Origin of the sequence: Rossellomorea aquimaris TF-12 (assembly GCF_001648555.1) — a bacterium.
Taxonomy (GTDB): Bacteria; Bacillota; Bacilli; order Bacillales; family Bacillaceae_B; genus Rossellomorea; species Rossellomorea aquimaris.
In genome coordinates this window covers 391,180-409,439 of sequence record NZ_LQXM01000029.1, presented here as the reverse complement: position 1 = coordinate 409,439, position 18,260 = coordinate 391,180, and the positions used below count along the sequence as shown (strand labels likewise).

Below are 18,260 nucleotides of genomic sequence, written 5' to 3'. Positions count from 1 at the left end.
GAGGAATTCACTGAATGAAAGAAGCCAATGCCACTACAGGCATTGGCTTCTTTTGTCAAAATCGTTATCTTCCACGTATGCAGGGTGTTTTCATTGCATCCTCTCCAATAAACTGGGTATCTAGAACTTCGATGATTTTTTCTTCAGAGAACCCAGTAATCATGGAAATATTGAAGGAACTAGCCAAGATACCAATTCTGTGACAAAAGGTAATTGCATTTTGTATAGCTAATATTTCTATGCATTTTCTTGAAAGTTTTTTTTTCATTTTTACCAGCTCCCCAACAATATTAGACACACTACCTAGGTGTAAACATGTATTATGTAAAAATGAATAATAGGTAAATCTAGTATAATGGTAACAAACTCAATCAGAAATTTTGTATTATAATTAATTGGTAAAAAGTAATAAAATACCATGTATTAATTATTAGATTATTCTTACTAATAATTATATTATATACTTAAAATCGATATTTGTAGAGGTAAATTTACAAAAAATTCGAATATTCTTTAATAAATATGCATTTAATTGTATAAAATTTACATAAATAAGATAATCTACTATATTTTGATTAATTCTTGTATTCAGGAAAAGAGTATTAGGTAATTTGAGGAAAATAGAAGAATTTTATCAAATATAAATTCATTTATAAATGAGAGATTCGTGAAGCGACTAAAAGAGGAATTAAATGAAGCAATCTTTATGTTAAAAGTAGAATAACACAAAGAATTTTGTTAGAGTTAGAATTAAGTTGATTAAGAAATCCTAAAATTGGTATCCTTCTGATTGAATTTTATTTTATCAGTACCACCTTTCCACAAATTCCTTAATTACAAACAAAAGGATTAATTAATGTAATGAATGATATTGAATGATATTAAACAGGAGGAATTTATTTGCATAGAAATAAAGAATTATACGATTTTCTAATCAGTAAAGCACATAAATTAACGGACGATTGGTATGAATCCCTTGATAAAAGTGATCCAACAGGAGTATATTCTTCAAATGATCCTAGTGTAATTGAAACATTAAAGAATCAAAACTTTACGTTTCATGCAATCTTATGTAACGTATTTGTGAAGGATAGAGAGAGCTTTAATAAAGAATTAGATGAATGGGTATTAGATGTAGCTAAGGATAAAGAACACTTAGAAACGCCCAACCATTATATTTTAAGAGAGTTTATGAGAGTTCGAAATCAATACTTAGGCTTCATTAAACAATTTGTTGAAACCCAAGAGGATGAGAATATTTTTGACCTTTATAAACTTTGGAATGAGGTTTTAATTGAAGCCTTTGATAAAGCTATGATTCGTTATACTGAGTTACAAAGTGAAGTGATCGAACAACAAATTCAATCTCAGCAAGAAATTATTAATGAATTGAGCTCACCAATTATTTCATTAAACGAAGACACGGCCCTACTACCATTAGTAGGGAATATCGACCCAACTAGAGCAGGGTTAATATTGGAAAATGCTTTAGAGCAGTGTGTAGATAAAGAAGTATCTCACTTATTTATTGACTTGTCTGGCGTAGTATTAATCGATACAATGGTGGCTCACCAAATTTTTCAGTTAATAGATGCTCTTCAGTTAATAGGAGTGAAACCAATTCTATCGGGCTTACGACCTGAAATTGCCCAAACAGCTGTTCAGCTTGGATTAAGTTTTGACAATTTAACCATTACCTCAACACTTTCACAGGCATTAACAATTAAAAACCATCAATCTATTTAATAAGAGGGCATTCGCTTACAAAAGCGGATGCTTTTTTTGTCGAAAATTATGAGTATTTATTTTCAGAAGATTATAATAATATAATTGGTAATACCACTAAAAATAATTGGTCTTACCAAAGGGGATACAATGGATGGCAAAAGATAAATCTTCAGACGTTATAGAAATGAAGATTATTAAAGGGATATTGGATGAAACCTATCCTGTACACAGTGTATTAAAGCCTGAGAGAGAATTGGCAAAGGACTTTCAGGTTGGTCGTCCGACGGTTAGAGAAGCTTTACAAAGATTAGAAAAAGGAGGTTGGATTCAATCAAAAAAAGGTCAGCCGTCACAGATAATGGATTACTTAAAAAAAGGGAATCTTTCTACAATTGTGTCCATTATGAGGTATGCCGAAGAGATACCAAATGAAATGATTCAGCACTTTTTAGACTGGAGAATCTCATTTTCTCCTGTTTATGTTAAAGATGCAGTTCAGCACCAACAGGTTAAAGTAATTAGTCTACTAGCTTCATTGGAAAGTATTGAAGACAATGAAAAAGTATTTTCAAAATTTGATTGGAATCTTCAAAAACAATTGGCTAATTTATCGCCCAATCCATTGTATCTATTAACATTAAATAGCTTTGATGATGTTTATGAAGAGATTGCTCAAAACTATTTCCTGCACAAATCATTTAGAGAAGCTTCTTTACATTATTATCAAGAGCTGTTACAGGCAGCATTAGAAGGCGATAGTGAGAAAGCTGAAATAATTGTGAGGAACGAAATGAAAAACAGCTTCATAAGGTGGGGGAAATTAATACTAAATCAAGTAAAGGAGGACGAATGATGAAAAAAGTGTATAGAGATTTTTTCTTTTTTCCAGATGTACTGATCATGTTTTTTGTATTATTTAGTATATGCGGAGTTCTTATATGGCAAAGGGTCACTTTCATAACTGTCATTACGTTTATAATGGGTTTAATTTTCTTTAGTTTTAGTGAATACCTTACTCATCGCTTTTTGTTCCATTTAAAACCACCTAAAAATCAAATGATGTTAAATTTTTTAAAGCGTATTCATTATGATCATCATAAGGATCCACATGATTTACATCTGCTTTTTTTACCTATTTGGTACAGTTTACCTAATTTTATTATCCTTTGTAGCCTTTTTTATGTCATTTTTCAGAATGCAGAATACGCTTTAGCCTTTGGGGGTGGTCTGATATCAATGCTACTCATGTATGAATGGAAGCATTATGTAGCTCACCGTCCTATTAAGCCTAGAACAAAATTTGGCAGGTGGGTAAAAAAAGTGCATGTTCTACATCATTTTAAAAATGAAAACTATTGGTACGGAGTATCTACACCATTTGTTGATGTTTTATTTGGTACACTAAAAAATGAAAAGGAAGTAGAAACAAGTAAAACGGTGAAAGAATTAGAAAAGAGAGGCTCTTAAATAGTTCTTTCGTATTGTTGATATATTAGAGTAGAAAGTAGTTAGTTTTAATGAATTTCATTTTTCTCAGCGTGATTTTTATCTAAGATAACAGCAAAAGAACTTTTAGAAGACAATTTTAAAAGTATAGTGATTAATTTTAGGTAATAAAAGAGGAAAGAAACAAATTCTTTCCTCTTTTAATTTTTTTATTTAAATGGTCCATTGATCATTGATAATGGCAACGATTTTCCACTCATCTTTTTTCCATTGTTCAAATACAAGTATTACGCTTCTCCAATCCATGTTGTTGTTTTCTTCTGCCCCTGTAAAATGGTATTCTACAATAATTGAATTGGTAAATGCATTTTTAATATTATTAACTTTGTTACCTCTTTGAGTGGGGTTATTGTAAATAGCTTGTTTGGAAAGAAGAATTTTTTCATGAAAAAATTCATCCAAGAATGGTTTGGCTCGTAAAGAAATCTCCTCGCCGCTTCCTGCGTAGTATCCCCAGGTGTATATAGTTGAATCATTTAGCAGAGCCTTAACTTGTGGGGGTGAAAAGGAATGTACATCCTTGGTAATATAGGTATAAGGAGAAAAAATTGCCCCTTTATCAGGATGAACATAGGTGGAGAGAGCTAAAAAGTCTTGATTAATTAGAGCTTTTAGTATCGATTTGGATCGAGTCATGATAATGTCTTCCTGTGAAGGCAGATCTGATTTCTGCTTTTCATGACTATTTTGACAACTTGTGAGAAATAGGAAAAATATGATGAAGCTAAGCAAAGAGCGTCGAAAACCTTCTATCGAGTTTACTGATATCAATACAGTTTATGTTTGTTATTGAAGGGTAAACACACAACGTAAGGAAATACATAAATTTCAGATTTGAATATCTTGAATTAAAGATATTTGTTCTGTATACTTTAAACTAGATTAAAAAAGAATCTCTTTCTTAGGAGTGAAATATTATTATGAACCTCAAACCACTAAAAGGGCAGCATCACGTATCTGCCATAACTGCCAATGCAAAGAAAAACTATGAATTTTATACAAAAACACTGGGACTCCGCTTAGTCAAAAAATCTATAAATCAAGACGACACCTCCGTCTACCACCTTTTCTACGCTGATGAAAGAGGAAATCCAGGGACGGACCTCACGTTTTTTGAGATTCCACATGCTGGAAATACGTATGAAGGCACAAACAGCATTTCCTTAACATCTCTTCGGGTGAACAGTGATGAGTCATTAGAGTATTGGAAAAAACGATTTCAAGAATTAGAAGTCGAACATGATGAAATATCCCATCGAACGGGAAGAGCTGCATTAGGCTTCCGTGATTTTGAAGGACAGAGACTAATGCTGGTTTCAGATGAAAATAATTCTGGTGTTTCTGGAGGTAAGCCTTGGGATAAGAGTCCCGTTCCGGTACAGCATGGTATTGTGGGATTAGGACCCATTACATTAACTGTAGCACGTAGTGATTATACTGGAACAATACTAAAGAATGTATTAGGTTTTCGAGAAACTAGAAGTTTTCCTTCTCATGTTGATGGACAACCAGATGTCCGTGTATTTGAAACGGGTGAAGGTGGAACAGGTGGAGAAGTTCATTTAGAAGAGCGAAAGGATCTTCCCCAAGAACGTCCCGGAAGAGGAAGTGTCCATCATGTTGCCTTCCGTGTTGAAGATGAAAAGGAATTACGTCAATGGGTTGAGTGGGTAACGGACAACCGTTTACCGAATTCTGGTTTTGTAGAGAGATTCTATTTTCGTTCACTATACTTCCGTGACCCAAACGGAATTCTATTTGAGCTTGCCACAGACGGACCTGGATTTGAAACGGATGAAAATTTTGAAACCTTAGGTGAAAACCTTTCTTTACCACCTTTTTTTGAAAGTCAAAGAGAGTCGATAGAAGCAAAATTAAAACCATTAGATACAAAGGAATAAATGTAGAAAGGAGGATTTCAAATTGAAACATATTTATAAAGAAGGCAAAGAACCCCATTTACCGACCTTACTTCTCCTTCACGGAACAGGAGGAGATGAGCGGGACCTATTAGCATTGGCTGACATGATTCAACCACATGCATCGGTTTTGAGCGTTAAAGGTAATGTAAATGAAAAAGGAATGGCACGATTTTTTGCCAGACTCCGTGAAGGTGTTTTCGATGAGGAGGATTTAGTATTTCGTACAGGAGAATTGAATTCGTTTATTGATGAAAGTGCTGTGAAATATGGGTTTGATCGGAAAAATGTAGTCGCACTGGGTTATTCAAATGGTGCAAATATCGCTGCAAGTCTTATGTATCATCATGAAAGTGCATTAAGGGGTGGAATTCTATTTCATGCAATGGTTCCACGACGTGGTGTTGAAATCCCTGATTTAAGTGGTGTTCCTGTATTTATAGGAGCTGGTAAACGTGATCCATTAATTCCCTTACCAGAAACTGAAGAGCTAGTGAGAAATCTCCAAGAGGCCAATTCACCAGTTACAGATTTTTGGACTGATGGAGGACATGAATTACGCAAGGAAGAAGTAGATGCTGCTAAAGAATGGTTTGAAAAGAATTTTAATTAGCAATATCCAAAAGGAGATTCAGAAAACAATAATTTTCTGAATCTCCTTTTTTGTTTTAAGAAGCTTAGCTGGAATTCCTAATTGTCCCTTAAAGCTATTTTATCAAACCGGTTTAAAACTCTTAACATTTCTAAGGTTACGATTCCCCGCCATTCTTTCTCTGCAATTTCCCACGTCTCATTATATTGTCCAAACCACGACCAGTTAGGCTGCCAGTACCCATCTTCATGCACATTTTGTATTTCCACATTTAATTGAAGTTCAACTTCTTCTTTTAATAATGGATAGAATGGCGAGGTAGGGCTGCTTGCAAATTGCAATGGCTTTGCCACGTATTCATTCCACTGGTTCGGGTCAGTACAAACTGTATTTCGAACAGATAGGGATAAAAGGTCTAAAATACTCTGTCGAAGATCTCCCGTTATACAGTCTAACAATCGTTGATAACATAGGAAGTCATGCATACCATACGGAAAAGAAAGATCCTTAAGTTCGGTAAGTGCTGTTTGAGTCCATGATTTTAATCTAGGTTCTTCAGGTTGGTAGTAATGAAAGTATCCTACGATTTCAGCATTTGGATTAGCCCAAGTTGATTGTACCCCACAATGTCCTTGGTCATGATCAAAATGCCACCATGGTGCATGAGGAACATCATTAACTTCCGGTGGAACAGCATTCCAGCCTCTTAGCTTTTCATCATAGGTTTGACTAAGATAATTCATGGCGTTGATGACAATTTGATGGTTTTTTGAAAGATCTATCGTCTTTGCAATTTGTAATCCAATCGTTGTGGCTAAAGGTGATGATATAGTTAAACGGAAATCAGGCTCAATACTTTGCCCAAATCCGCCATCTGAATTTTGAAATCGAGCTAACTCTGTGATGACATTTTCTTTGGCACCACTTTCGAATAAATAAGCAAATAAATTTTGTTCTAAAGGTCGAGCATGATGAATAATATACGTTTTTACCTTATCCCATTGAATGGTTGAAAGTTTCATAAATCAGGCCCCCATTGATCTTGAAAATATGTATAGATAATTAGAAGATTTATAGAATTAAATCATTAACCTACCATGAAATAAAGAACAATATACATAATTTTACCATAAATAGCACAAACATTATAGAGGGACGGACCTCTAGAGATGGATGAAACTTTTTCATGGCTTATTCGTACATAGTAGAAAGGTTATTCTTAGGAGGAATATGAATGTTTTTTATTATAGGTTGTGTGCTGCTAGGGGTAGTAGCAATATTTCTTATCGCGAAAAAAGTGGCACCTCAATCAGAATTTATGAATTCATTTACAAAAGGAAATTCTTTTAGAAATTTAGTCGTTAGTTTAATAGTCGTTGCCGGATTGATGTTTACTTTAAATTATTTTGTTGAGAGAAATGAAATCTGGAGAGAAAATGCCATTATTCAAATAGAGAATGATCAAGGAGAAATAGAATTGTTTCAGGGGAAAAAGAATGAAGCTGCAATGGCATTTAATGAACAACCAAAAGCTAAGGCTAAATACGATTCTTCTTTGTTGTTATGGAAGAACTATGAAAATATAAAGTTAACGGTGATTAAAAAAGGAAATGAAGAAAAACAAGGATTTCAAACCGGAATTGAAGGGGAGCTAACTCCATTTAATAACAATACGTATACTGCACCAGTGTCTCTCTATTTTGAAGAAGCAGGGATTTGGAAGGTTATAGTTAAAAATAACAATGAAACCATCGGAGAAATCGTGTTTAAGGTTGAAGAATAGATAGTCGCTACCTGCATTCATTCAAATGGATTGAGAGTAGATAAAACGTTTTTCTTATAGTCCTTTCTCGATTTTAATGAAAGTTATTAAAAATCAGTGCCTGATTTTCGACGCCCTCTTCTTTCAATAAGGGATATAATGAACTCAATACGAAATACATAGGAGGGGTGTTAGTGATATCACATCAATTAAAAGAGGAGTTCTATCAAGCATTGATTGAAAAAAGAGTGGATTACGAGGGAGTATTTTATGTAGGGTAAAAACAACTGGGGTGTTCTGTAGACCAACCTGTCCTGCAAGAAAACCGAAGTTTAAAAACTGTGAATTTTATCAGACTCCACAACAAGCACTGCTTGCTTCATTTCGTCCGTGTAAAAGGTGTAAACCCCTCTCTCATCCAAATAGTGTGTCAGAGGTTGTCAGAACATTAGTAAAAGCAGTTGAGGATAATCCAGAAAAGCGATGGAAGGATAAAGACTTCCAAGCACTATCCATTGATGCTTCGACTGCACGTCGGCAATTTAAAAAGCGGTTTGGAATGACTTTCGTCGAATATGCAAGAGCAAGACGAATGGGAATTGCTTTGAAGCAAATCAGAGCGGGGGAGAAGGTATTAGATGCTCAACTTTCCACAGGATATGAATCGGGAAGTGGATTTAGAGATGCATTTTCACGCATCATGGGTAGTCCCCCTTCTTCATCAGGGGGGAATTCTGTTCTAACTGCAGCATGGATTGATACGAAACTGGGACCCATGATTGGGATTGCAGATGAAAAAGCTTTATTTCTGTTAGAATTTGTAGATCGTAGAGGATTAGAACTTGAAGTAAAGCGCCTTAGGGAAAAAACCAAGTCTGCCATAATACCTGGAACGACTGGACCATTACAATCCATTGAAAAAGAATTACAAGCGTTTTTTAAGGGAGAATTAACAATTTTTAAGACACCCGTTCATCTTCTTGGAACACCTTTTCAGAAAAGGGTTTGGCAAGAGTTACTTAGTATACCTTATGGTGTCACACGTTCTTACACTGATATTGCAACTTCTATTGGTAATTCTTCCGCTGTCAGAGCAGTCGCGAGAGCAAATGGATCTAACCAGCTGGCAATAATCATTCCTTGTCATCGTGTAATTCGGGTGAACGGTGATCTAGCAGGTTACGCCGGGGGACTAAGTCGAAAAAAGTGGCTGATAGAGCATGAAAGCAAGAGGATAGAGTAGAAGAGAAAAAACTATTTATTCAGGAAGATTATTATCTGAGATGATATGGTTTGACGTATGAAGAAGTAATGGAAGCCCTTGAACATATGGGAAATGAACAAACGAAAAATATATATCTTCGGCATGGGGCTCAAGAACCTTTTTTCGGGGTGAAAATCGGGGATATGAAAAAGCTTGTAAAACATGTTAAAAAAGATCAGAATCTTGCTATTACCCTATATAATTCTGGAAATCATGATGCAATGTATTTAGCAGGTTTGTCAATTGATCCTAAAAAAATGAAAAAGGAAACCCTTCAGGAATGGGTCGAGAAAGCCAATTGGTACATGTTATCTGAATACACAGTTGCCAACGTGACTGCTGAAAGTAATTACCCATTAGAGCTAGCTAGAGAATGGATTCAATCTGATAAAGAAAATATAGCATCAGCGGGGTGGAGTGCCTATGCAGGTTACATCAGTATTACTTCAGATGATGAATTATATTTAGAGGAAATCAAGACTTATCTTCACCAAATTGAAGAAAATATTCACCAAGAACGAAATAGAGTCCGCTATACAATGAATGGCTTTGTTATTTCAGTTGGTGCTCATGTAATACCCTTATTAGAGGAAGCAAAAAAGGTAGCCACCAGTATTGGTAAGGTACACGTTGATGTTGGAAATACAGCTTGTAAAGTTCCTATGGCGACTGACTATATCAAAAAAATTGAAGAAAAGAACAGGGTAGGCGCGAAAAGGAAGACATGCATTTGCTAGAGGTATGCTTCTATTATTCGTTGGTTAGCTCGGTTTATTCGTGGGAAATTTGATTTATGCGTGAGAGTCCGACATTTATTCGTCAACTTCATCTCTTTATGCGTGAAAAGTACTGATTTATTCTTTGCAGTGTGAATAATGAGAATGGTTCTAATACATAATCTTTTTTTCTCCGACCAAGTGTCGGAATAATATATTCGTTGATTAGCTCGGAATAAGGAGAGTTTAGTATGATTCATCCATCTGTTATGAAAATGTGGAATCAGTTTGTTTCTATGAATGAAGATGTTGATCAAGATGCCTCCTTTTCACCTTGGCATTTTTGTATAGATGAGGAGGATGCTAATAACCTGGCTCAGCTCGTTAAAAGAGGCGTAAAAACGGCAACTTCTTCTCTACACATACTCTATGATTTGGAAAATGAACCTTTGCCTACTGTTGGCGACTATAATATCATCACTAACTATAAAGGGGTTGCACAAACCATCACAAAAACTATTAACGTAAATGTACTACCTTTTAAAAAAGTAGATTGTGAATTTGCCAGGAAGGAAGGAGAAGGCGATTTATCCTTAGAGTACTGGAGAAAAGTTCATACCGACTTTTTTACTAAAGAATTAGCCCTGTTGAACAAAGAGTTTGATGAAGAAATGATCGTAGTATGTGAGGAGTTTGTTGTAGTCGCAAAATAAGTCTCTGTTTTTGCATTTGCTATTTTTATAATAGATTACTAGACTATGGATATAAATACTTCTAAGAATTAGGAGCAATTCACCAATGAATTTTATAAAAAAAGGAACATTTCTTGGAACTGGCGCCATGATTCAAGGAGTAAGTATGGCTACTTTCCTCTTTCCCCATTTGATTCCTTCAGGTGGTGCAGCAAGTATAAGCGTTTTAACAAATTTCATTCTACATACACCATTTGCTACCACCCTATGGGTATTAAATGCAGCCTTGCTGATGGCTGCATGGAAATGGCTTGGTAAAGAGAACGCATTATGGACAATGTTTTGTGTGACTGTTACTTCTGTCTTTGTAGACATCGTTAGCGTTCATGTAACGGAGCCTGTTTCATATGTTTTCATTGACTTGATGATTGGGGCAATTTTGTTTGGAATTGGGATTGGAATCTTATTCAGGCTAGGAGCATCATCAGGTGGTATGGATATTTTAGCCCTAATTATTTCGAGACTACGAGGAACGACTCCTGGTAGGACCTTATTTTACATCAATGGAAGCGTATTGCTATTAACAGGTCTCATAGTTGATTGGAAAATCATATTATATGCAGTCATATGTCAATTTATCGCAACTAAAATAGTTGACATCATGTATAACCTCCAAACACCAAGTCGATTCATGACTATTAAGAACAGCTAACCTTTATTTACCTTGCAATGGTGAATAAATAAGGTGCGTCCCTCGACTCTAGTGTCGAGGGACGCACCTTTTAAACTTCGGAACTATATTCTTTAGGAAGCTCCTTAAGAATGGAATTCACCGTATGGTTTGGTGAGTTTTCAAAAAATGAGATGTATTGAAACAGTTTGTTTTTTGGCAATAGCTCTTTGCGGATTTCCTTTGATGTTTTTCCTTGCTCAAAGGCATGTGTAACGTTTTGTTGGAGCTGAAGAAGGTAGTCTCTTTTTCTTTCTAGTAGTTTTTTTCCGTTTTTTAAATATCCACGGTGAGAACAATAAATATCTTCAAAAGAATACTTCAGCGTCTTATCAAGTGATCGAATCAATTCCGGTACAGATTCAAATGAAAAGTTTGAGGTAGGAGAATGAAATAAATACAGGTCCCCGGAGAAACAAATCCCTTTTTCTTCATCTATTAAAACGATGTGATCTTCTGCATGTCCTGGTGTATGAACGATTTCAAATGAATAATTATCTGTTGAAATGAACCGGTTTTCAAATGGAGTTGGATGAAAGGCACCTCGGTTATTCCAAAAAACTGCCCGGTATAGTGGAAGCCTGGTGCTCTTTTTGCAATGCTCAACTCCTAAAGGATGAATCAGTTGAGGGATGTGAAGGTTCCTTTCAATCCAAGAACTGTTTCCAGTATGATCTTCATGATGATGAGTGTGAATAACACGATTAATCGGGAGCTCCTTGACGATATTCACTACCTCATTTCTCATACTAAAAGGCCCTGTATCGATTAATACATCATCAACTAAAAAAATATAAACAGTCATTGTTTGCCTTAAAGTTTGAACGTTAAATTTAAAAGAATTAATCAAATTATGTAACCCCTTCAAAGTGTTATATTAATATAATTCGTAATGAAGTAAAGAGATTCCTTCTTTATTTTAATTGAATTAGAATTTATCATATGAAGTCACAGATGTTAACTGAACATTTCAACATCCTTTTGAATTGTACGAACAACGTGTAAAATTAGAAGTAAATTTGTTAGAAGGAAGTGACAAATATAAATGACAATCCTTTTATTCATTCTAGCAGGTATTGCAGAAATTGGGGGAGGATACCTTATTTGGCTGTGGCTGAGAGAAGAGAAACATTTTGGATACGGTATAAGTGGAGCTTTGGTATTAGTCATTTACGGTATCATTCCCACTCTTCAGAAGTTCCCTGATTTCGGAAGAGTTTATGCAGCCTATGGTGGAATCTTTATTATCCTGGCACTCTTATGGGGATGGGGCGTTGATCAAAAAACACCGGATATTTACGATTGGATTGGAGCCTTTATTTGCTTAATAGGGATATCTGTCATACTCTATGCACCTAGACACTAGGTTTGACGAATTATTTTTATTATGATGGTGTTAATACATGGTAGTATAGAGGTAGAGAAAGAATCATAGGAGGGAAAGCAACATGCAGAATTGTGAAGCGTGTAAGAGTCAATTTCAATGGAAAGACATCCTATTTTCAATATGGAAATCATATAAACCAATAGAATGCAGTCAATGCGGGAGAAAGCATACCATTACCTTTGGTTCAAAATATTTAGTGATATTTTTAATTATCATTCCATCCGTAATTTTCGGCTTAATTATGTCGCCTAATCTAGGATTATCAAAACCTGTCACATTTGCAATTATTGTTGTACTAGCTTATCTCATTTCATTAATTCTTCCTTTCTTTGTTAAGTATGAGTCAAAAAAGAAGAAGTTGAGCAAATAACAAAAAGAGTCACCATTAAAAGTGACTCTTTTTGTTATTCATTCTCTTATAATAGGTTAGGTGTTACCCCTATAATGGACAGCTTGTCTCATCATCGCATGTAGCCATATTTAAAACTCTTCCTATCGTTCTTTTAATACTTCCTCTAAGGAGTCTGGGTTATTCGTGAACATTCCAGTTACACCCCAATCCAGTAGTCGTTCCATATCCTCTTTTTCTACCACTGTATATGGATGGATAAGCAAATCATGTTCTCGGACTTTAGATACATAATTTTCATCAATTTTCTTAAAGCTCATACCAAGACCAACAGCATACTCTTCATAATCATTGAGCTCTTTTTCAGAAATTGTTGCTGATGTAGTGTAATCTATCAATTGTACAAGTGGAATATCTTCATTTATATTGTGTATTTTTTTAAGGCTTTCTTCACTAAAAGATTGGATGATCACTTTACTAGAAGGACCATTTTGTCGTGTTAAATTGTGCTTCTCTAAAATATCTAATAATTTTTCTTCCATCCCAGGATAAACTTCTGGTGATTTCGTTTCTATATAATAATTTTTACTTTGACCAAAGTGTTCAATGATTTCTTCGAGTGTCTGTACTTGAAGTCCTTCAAATTCCTCTTTTGCTTTTTCAGGATATTTTTTGTTAAACCAAGAACCTGCATCCAGCCTTTTTATTTCTTCCAAAGTGTATTCTTTTACGAGCCCCGTACCATTTGTTGTTCGATCAAGTGTTTCATCATGCATTGCGATAAGTTGCCCGTCTTTTGTCATTTGTAGATCAAGCTCTATGTAATCACCTTTCATTTGATCTCCTAATTCATAAGAAGGCATCGTATGTTCTGGAGCATATGCGGAAGCACCTCGGTGAGCGATATTTAATATTTTGTTACTATTTAATTGGGGATGAGTATTTGACATTGCGAAGGATGGGAGAGCCGTACTTGTACCCACACCTATAATAGCAGCTGATAAACAAATTGTTTTCATAAATTTTTTCACTTGAAAATCTCCTCTCAAATTTTAATTCTATTTAAGAATAGGATTTTAATATGAAGGAGGGATGGGGGTTTTGTAATGACTCTGTCAATTTCCTATTAAGGGGATATTTCAAGTAGGATGAAGGGACTGTAACGAAAGACGCAAGTATGAAAGAATAGAAGGTAAAAGAGGTGGTTAGGTGTTAATAAAATGGATTAGGTGTGGAGTCAAGAAAGAAAATAAACTTCTATTTTCAAAAGGTCAGGAAGCATGGAGTACCTTAAAAAAAACAGAAGGGTTCATTGGACAAATAGGTGGATGGAATAAAGAGAATCCTTTGGAAGCTTGTATTATATCCATGTGGAAGAATTCAATCTGCTATGAAAATTTCATGAGGAATGTTCATGATGATATTTTTAAAAAAAGTAATCAAGAAAAAACGTATAATAAAATTTCTGTATCTCTATTTAATGGTTCAAGTATGTATAAGGAAAGTGGATTTACTAATACAATGTGTAATGGAGATACACTTAAAGTAGCTGAGTATATAGCTGATTTAACACACCCAAAAAATGAATTAAAAAAGTGTAAAGGAAGACACCATTCCAGGATTAGTTTGTCATGGAGATAATGAAAATGACAATTATTTCATAGCGTCACTACAGTCCCAAGACTTATTCACGAATAAGAGTGTTGTAAAGACAGCCTTGTATGAGATTGCGATAGAGAGAGCGTGGACGGTTTAGCAAGAAACTCTCCTACTGTCTAAAAGATATGGCAGATAAAATGTATGAATAAGTTGGAGTTCTATAAGTAATTTCATATTCCTGGTGAGGGAATTAGGTTAAAATGAGGAAAGCGCCTACATTATCAATTTATGAAAGTGAGTGATTTTATGACGATTACATATAGGTATTTTCAAGGTGAACAGGATATAGCATTACAATATTCCTTCTGGATAAAAGCTACTTCTACGCTTCCTTATGCATGGAAACCAACCAAATCCCCCATTCATTTTAAAAATCAACAAGAATTTCACCCTAAATCTCGCTGCTTTGCATTTAACGGAGAGGATCTCGTAGGATATATGAGTTTCACAGGAAAAGGAGATTTCGTTTCCTTAGGGTACCCTTGGGTGCAAAATGGATATGAAAATATACAGGATGAACTATTTCGTCGTGTTTATGACTTCTCTACAAGTGAGGAGTACGGTGGAAAAATATTAGCTCAACGATTTAGAAGTCAATGGGAAAATCAAATTCTATATTTCGAATCGAAGGGGTTTGAAATTACTAACGAGTCAGAAATATTGGGTCGAGAAGTAAAGAATGACTTTCATTTATCCAAAATGGATTATGAAACAAATCGATGTTCTGATTTTCCATTTAATGAATGGAAAGAAATAATGGAAAGAAATGAAGAAGCCACACAAGCTCAATTGGATATGATGGAGGAATACTATTCGTCAGTGGACTTTAGCTTTGCAATGGCATTTAGCATTGAAGAACAAACTATAGGTATAATGGGTGTCACCATAAGAGAGGATACCAAATATAGTGAAGTGTTAGCTCTTGGCATTTTACAAGATTACAATATTTATAAAGAAAGTATGTTAAAACAAGTAATAAAAGAGGTGGAAGCTCGTGGTGGCAAGGTAATTGGTTTTCACGGCTCAGACATTACAGAGATAGAAATACAAAAAGAATTGGGTTTAGGGGAAATAACAAAAGATGTGATGATGGTGAAGGAACTTTAGAAGATCGGTAAAGTTGGAATCTTACAAAAATTGTTGCTATTTTAGTAGATAGTGGGTACATGGGGTTAACTTGCAGGATGCTCGTCTATTTCGAAAAATGGGTTGAGCATCTTCATCCTAATGAAGTCCAAAAGGAGAGGTTCCCAAAACCTTTTAGTACATACTGCTGACCAGAACTAGCAACAGAACATATGTAATAAAAAACATACTTAATAAGAAAAAGTAAATAACACGAAGGGAGACTTCTATGGAATTCAAAGTAAAAAGGGAATATTTTCAGAAAGCACTGATGTCTGTTGGGAAAGCAGTATCAAAAAAGTCTCTAATGCCAATTCTTACAGGAGTGAAAATAGAGGCTACTTCAGATCGGATAATGTTAACAGGTAGTAATGGTGAATTCATGATGAAATTCAGTATTACTCATGAGGAGAATAATTATGAAGTGCTAGAGGTGGGTTCAGTCGTTGCCCCTTCACAATACTTGTTAGAGGTTGTAAAAAAGCTTCCAGGTGACATACATATTAAAACGGACAAAAATCACAAAATGACAATAATTTCAGATGAAGTTGTAACGAGACTGAGTGGTCTTCATGGGGAGGATTATCCAAAGCTCCCAGAAATAGAAGCAATAGAAGCTCTTGTTATTACTTCACATGACATAAAAGAATTAATAAAGCAAACGAGATTTGCCGCATCTACCAACCATTCTCAGCCAGTGCTGACTGGAGTCCATTGGTTATTTGAAAGCAGTCTTTTAACCGCTATTGCAACGAACTCACAAAGACTATCTATGAAAACCATTATGATCCAAGAAAGCATAAACGGTTCCTATATCGTACCATCTACCAGTTTAAATGAAATGCTTCCTTTAATAGATTTAGAAGCGAAAGTTGAATTATATCTATCTGATCAGTTTATTGTATTAGTGGTGGGGCAAATAGAGTTCTATACTCGTTTACTTACAGGGCATTACCCTGATATTAAAAAGATTATCCCAACAGAATCAAAAACTGAAATCATTGTAAATCGAGATCAATTTTTAAAAGGGATTGAAAGAGCAAATCTGTTAGCGGCTCAATGGAAAAATCATAATGTTACACTAGTTATCGTTGGAGATGGGCAAGTTGAGATATCTTCTGCTCCTTCAGAGATGGGCGAGATAAAAGAAAAACAACGAGTAGTGGAGGTTTCTGGAGAAAAAGAACTGTCCATCACATTTGATGGGAAGTTTATGGAGGAGGCCTTAAAAGTTCACGTGGAAAAGCAAATTCGAATGGGTTTTGATGGGAATTTAAAACCGATTATTCTAAAAGGGATGGAAGACACATCTTGTATTCAGCTTATTTCACCAGTTTTATCAAATTGAATTTATTTGGAGGGGGGATTTTTGATGTTGACTGATTTTAATCGATTTTTTTCTGGATTTCAAACTGCCTGGAAGCGTTCATCCATCGAGGAAATGGAAAAATTAATCTCTAAAGAGTATAAAGCAAGAGAAGTGACAGGATCATCAGAGATCGTTGATTTTGGATATGAAGAGTCCCTTAAGGGATGGGAGCAAGGATTTGAATATGTTAAGAAGCATCAAGGAGAGTGGGTGTTTCTAGGAGAAAAAATTATACCATTACGAGAGAATGAAGTGATGGTAGTATTCTGGGCTACTATAAAAATAGGAGAAGAAATGAAGGATTCAGGTCATCTCTTCTTTGACAGTTTTAAAAAAGAGACTCATTCAAGTAAGTGGAAACTCATTCGAAGCTATATTGAAGCAGGAATACCACCATTAGACTTAACTAAATAGGAAAGAAATTCACTTATTGACATGATTATCACAAAATGTTCGTTATTTTTACTTTTCTATTATGACAAAACACATCAATATAAGATAGAATGGTAGTTAAAACTACGGTAAGGCTTCAAGAGTTTGGTTTGTCGCATGATTGTCCTATTGTCATCATGGATCACACCATTTCTTTATAGTTAAGCTATATAAGGAGAGAATAGATGTTAGAGTATAAAGTACAACAAGGAGTCGGCAAAGAATATGTAGTCTTTCTTCATGGAATTGGAGGGACTTCGAATATTTTTGGTAAGCAGCTTCCTGTATTTAATAAGAATTATAATGTGGTAACGATCCATTTGCCAGGACATGGACAATCTCCAAGCATTCAATCATATAATGAAGAATTTACAATTGAACTAATTGTAAAGGAAGTACTAAAGGTATTAGACCATATAAAGATAGAACGTGCCCATTTTGTAGGGATTTCATTAGGTTCTGTTCTTATACATGCTATTCTTCAAATAGCTCCAAATAGAGTTAAGAGTGCTGTGCTGGGAGGGTGTATTACCAGATTCACATTTTTCACAAAATCTTTGCTTTTGGCAGGAGACACAATAAAGAGATTTATCCCTTTTATGTGGTTGTATAAAACCTTTGCGTACATTATGATGCCGAAAAACAATCATAAAATTTCAAGAATGCTTTTCATTAGAGAAGCAAAAAAAATGAAGCGGAACGATTTTCTAGGGTGGTACAGCTTAACTCCTATTGTGAGGTCTACTTACGAATGTGTACAAGAAAAAGCCTCCCACGTGCCAAAACTTTATATATCCGGAAAAGAAGATCATCTGTTTGTTGATTCACTAAAACGTGATACAAAAAACGATCCATCTGCTAAAAGGGTTTTCATTCCTGATTGTGGACACGTTTGTAATGTAGAAAAACCAAAAATATTTAACCAATTAGCTCTCGACTTTTTGTTTCAAAATCAAGATGTCCCTTTACGAAAAGTTCAATAAATCTATTAAACCTTTCCCATTTACTTAAAATGGGAGATTTTTTTTTG

General features: G+C 34.9%; 21 protein-coding genes and 1 pseudogene. 17 read left to right on the top strand and 5 right to left on the bottom strand.

Annotated elements, in window-relative coordinates; translation table 11 throughout:
- Nucleotides 1–64: 64 nt before the first annotated feature.
- Nucleotides 65–268 carry a hypothetical protein gene (locus IQI_RS15640; protein WP_064093557.1) on the bottom strand — a complete coding sequence of 68 codons (204 nt, stop codon included), beginning with the start codon at nt 266–268 and terminating at the stop codon, nt 65–67.
- A 632-nt stretch (nt 269–900) separates the two neighbouring features.
- Here IQI_RS15640 and IQI_RS15635 point away from each other — a divergent pair.
- The 3 genes from IQI_RS15635 to IQI_RS15625 all read left to right on the top strand — a co-directional run bounded on the left by IQI_RS15635 (nt 901) and on the right by IQI_RS15625 (nt 3,195).
- Complete coding sequence (locus IQI_RS15635) at nt 901–1,746, top strand: STAS domain-containing protein (protein WP_064093556.1); 846 nt, start codon at nt 901–903, stop codon at nt 1,744–1,746.
- A gap of 133 nt (nt 1,747–1,879) precedes the next feature.
- Nucleotides 1,880–2,581 (top strand): GntR family transcriptional regulator, encoded by a 702-nt coding sequence (locus IQI_RS15630; protein WP_064093555.1) that lies wholly within the window; start codon nt 1,880–1,882, stop codon nt 2,579–2,581.
- Nucleotides 2,581–3,195: a sterol desaturase family protein gene (locus IQI_RS15625; protein ID WP_064093554.1), complete on the top strand. Its 615-nt coding sequence runs from the start codon at nt 2,581–2,583 to the stop codon at nt 3,193–3,195. The genes IQI_RS15630 and IQI_RS15625 overlap by 1 nt, the downstream gene beginning before the upstream one ends.
- A 192-nt stretch (nt 3,196–3,387) precedes the next feature.
- Here IQI_RS15625 and IQI_RS15620 read toward each other — a convergent pair whose 3' ends face one another.
- Complete coding sequence (locus IQI_RS15620; RefSeq protein WP_064093553.1) at nt 3,388–3,870, bottom strand: hypothetical protein; 483 nt, start codon at nt 3,868–3,870, stop codon at nt 3,388–3,390.
- Nucleotides 3,871–4,154: 284 nt separating this feature from the next.
- On the opposite strand from IQI_RS15620, the gene IQI_RS15615 reads away from it, so the two are divergent.
- A complete protein-coding gene (locus IQI_RS15615) occupies nt 4,155–5,135 on the top strand; it encodes a ring-cleaving dioxygenase (RefSeq protein WP_064093552.1) in 981 nt (326 codons plus the stop codon).
- Nucleotides 5,136–5,157: 22 nt separating this feature from the next.
- Nucleotides 5,158–5,766 carry an alpha/beta hydrolase gene (locus tag IQI_RS15610; RefSeq protein WP_064093551.1) on the top strand — a complete coding sequence of 203 codons (609 nt, stop codon included), beginning with the start codon at nt 5,158–5,160 and terminating at the stop codon, nt 5,764–5,766.
- 77 nt (nt 5,767–5,843) lie between these two features.
- Here IQI_RS15610 and IQI_RS15605 read toward each other — a convergent pair whose 3' ends face one another.
- On the bottom strand, nt 5,844–6,767 hold the full coding sequence (locus IQI_RS15605; RefSeq protein ID WP_064093550.1) for a hypothetical protein: 924 nt from the start codon (nt 6,765–6,767) through the stop codon (nt 5,844–5,846).
- 212 nt (nt 6,768–6,979) lie between these two features.
- On the opposite strand from IQI_RS15605, the gene IQI_RS15600 reads away from it, so the two are divergent.
- The 5 genes and pseudogenes from IQI_RS15600 to IQI_RS15580 all read left to right on the top strand — a co-directional run bounded on the left by IQI_RS15600 (nt 6,980) and on the right by IQI_RS15580 (nt 10,891).
- Nucleotides 6,980–7,528, top strand: coding sequence for a hypothetical protein (locus tag IQI_RS15600; protein WP_064093549.1), 549 nt, complete (start codon nt 6,980–6,982; stop codon nt 7,526–7,528).
- A gap of 173 nt (nt 7,529–7,701) precedes the next feature.
- Nucleotides 7,702–8,750 (top strand): annotated as a pseudogene (locus tag IQI_RS15595) (bifunctional transcriptional activator/DNA repair enzyme AdaA).
- 50 nt (nt 8,751–8,800) lie between these two features.
- Complete coding sequence (locus IQI_RS15590) at nt 8,801–9,508, top strand: DNA alkylation repair protein (protein ID WP_064093548.1); 708 nt, start codon at nt 8,801–8,803, stop codon at nt 9,506–9,508.
- A gap of 230 nt (nt 9,509–9,738) precedes the next feature.
- The gene (locus tag IQI_RS15585) at nt 9,739–10,200 is read left to right on the top strand and encodes an ASCH domain-containing protein (protein ID WP_064093547.1); all 462 of its coding nucleotides are present in this window, start codon (nt 9,739–9,741) and stop codon (nt 10,198–10,200) included.
- 85 nt (nt 10,201–10,285) lie between these two features.
- Nucleotides 10,286–10,891: a YitT family protein gene (locus tag IQI_RS15580; protein ID WP_064093546.1), complete on the top strand. Its 606-nt coding sequence runs from the start codon at nt 10,286–10,288 to the stop codon at nt 10,889–10,891.
- Between the two features lie 70 nt (nt 10,892–10,961).
- On the opposite strand, the gene IQI_RS15575 is transcribed toward IQI_RS15580, so the two are convergent.
- Nucleotides 10,962–11,759 carry an MBL fold metallo-hydrolase gene (locus IQI_RS15575; protein ID WP_064093545.1) on the bottom strand — a complete coding sequence of 266 codons (798 nt, stop codon included), beginning with the start codon at nt 11,757–11,759 and terminating at the stop codon, nt 10,962–10,964.
- Nucleotides 11,760–11,954: 195 nt separating this feature from the next.
- Between IQI_RS15575 and IQI_RS15570 the strand changes: the two genes are divergently transcribed.
- Nucleotides 11,955–12,275 (top strand): YnfA family protein, encoded by a 321-nt coding sequence (locus IQI_RS15570; RefSeq protein WP_064093544.1) that lies wholly within the window; start codon nt 11,955–11,957, stop codon nt 12,273–12,275.
- 82 nt (nt 12,276–12,357) lie between these two features.
- On the top strand, nt 12,358–12,666 hold the full coding sequence (locus tag IQI_RS15565) for a TIGR04104 family putative zinc finger protein (protein WP_064093543.1): 309 nt from the start codon (nt 12,358–12,360) through the stop codon (nt 12,664–12,666).
- A 122-nt stretch (nt 12,667–12,788) separates the two neighbouring features.
- Here IQI_RS15565 and IQI_RS15560 read toward each other — a convergent pair whose 3' ends face one another.
- The gene (locus IQI_RS15560) at nt 12,789–13,676 is read right to left on the bottom strand and encodes a glycerophosphodiester phosphodiesterase (protein WP_064093542.1); all 888 of its coding nucleotides are present in this window, start codon (nt 13,674–13,676) and stop codon (nt 12,789–12,791) included.
- A gap of 178 nt (nt 13,677–13,854) precedes the next feature.
- Between IQI_RS15560 and IQI_RS15555 the strand changes: the two genes are divergently transcribed.
- The 5 genes from IQI_RS15555 to IQI_RS15535 all read left to right on the top strand — a co-directional run bounded on the left by IQI_RS15555 (nt 13,855) and on the right by IQI_RS15535 (nt 18,213).
- Nucleotides 13,855–14,286, top strand: a complete 432-nt coding sequence (locus tag IQI_RS15555) for a YdbC family protein (protein ID WP_064093541.1) — start codon at nt 13,855–13,857, stop codon at nt 14,284–14,286.
- Nucleotides 14,287–14,550: 264 nt separating this feature from the next.
- A complete protein-coding gene (locus IQI_RS15550; RefSeq protein WP_064093540.1) occupies nt 14,551–15,411 on the top strand; it encodes a hypothetical protein in 861 nt (286 codons plus the stop codon).
- Between the two features lie 247 nt (nt 15,412–15,658).
- Complete coding sequence (dnaN, locus tag IQI_RS15545; protein WP_064093539.1) at nt 15,659–16,777, top strand: DNA polymerase III subunit beta; 1,119 nt, start codon at nt 15,659–15,661, stop codon at nt 16,775–16,777.
- A 24-nt stretch (nt 16,778–16,801) separates the two neighbouring features.
- Nucleotides 16,802–17,212 carry a hypothetical protein gene (locus IQI_RS15540; protein ID WP_064093538.1) on the top strand — a complete coding sequence of 137 codons (411 nt, stop codon included), beginning with the start codon at nt 16,802–16,804 and terminating at the stop codon, nt 17,210–17,212.
- Between the two features lie 203 nt (nt 17,213–17,415).
- Nucleotides 17,416–18,213 carry an alpha/beta fold hydrolase gene (locus IQI_RS15535; protein WP_064093537.1) on the top strand — a complete coding sequence of 266 codons (798 nt, stop codon included), beginning with the start codon at nt 17,416–17,418 and terminating at the stop codon, nt 18,211–18,213.
- The last annotated feature ends 47 nt before the right edge of the window (nt 18,214–18,260 follow it).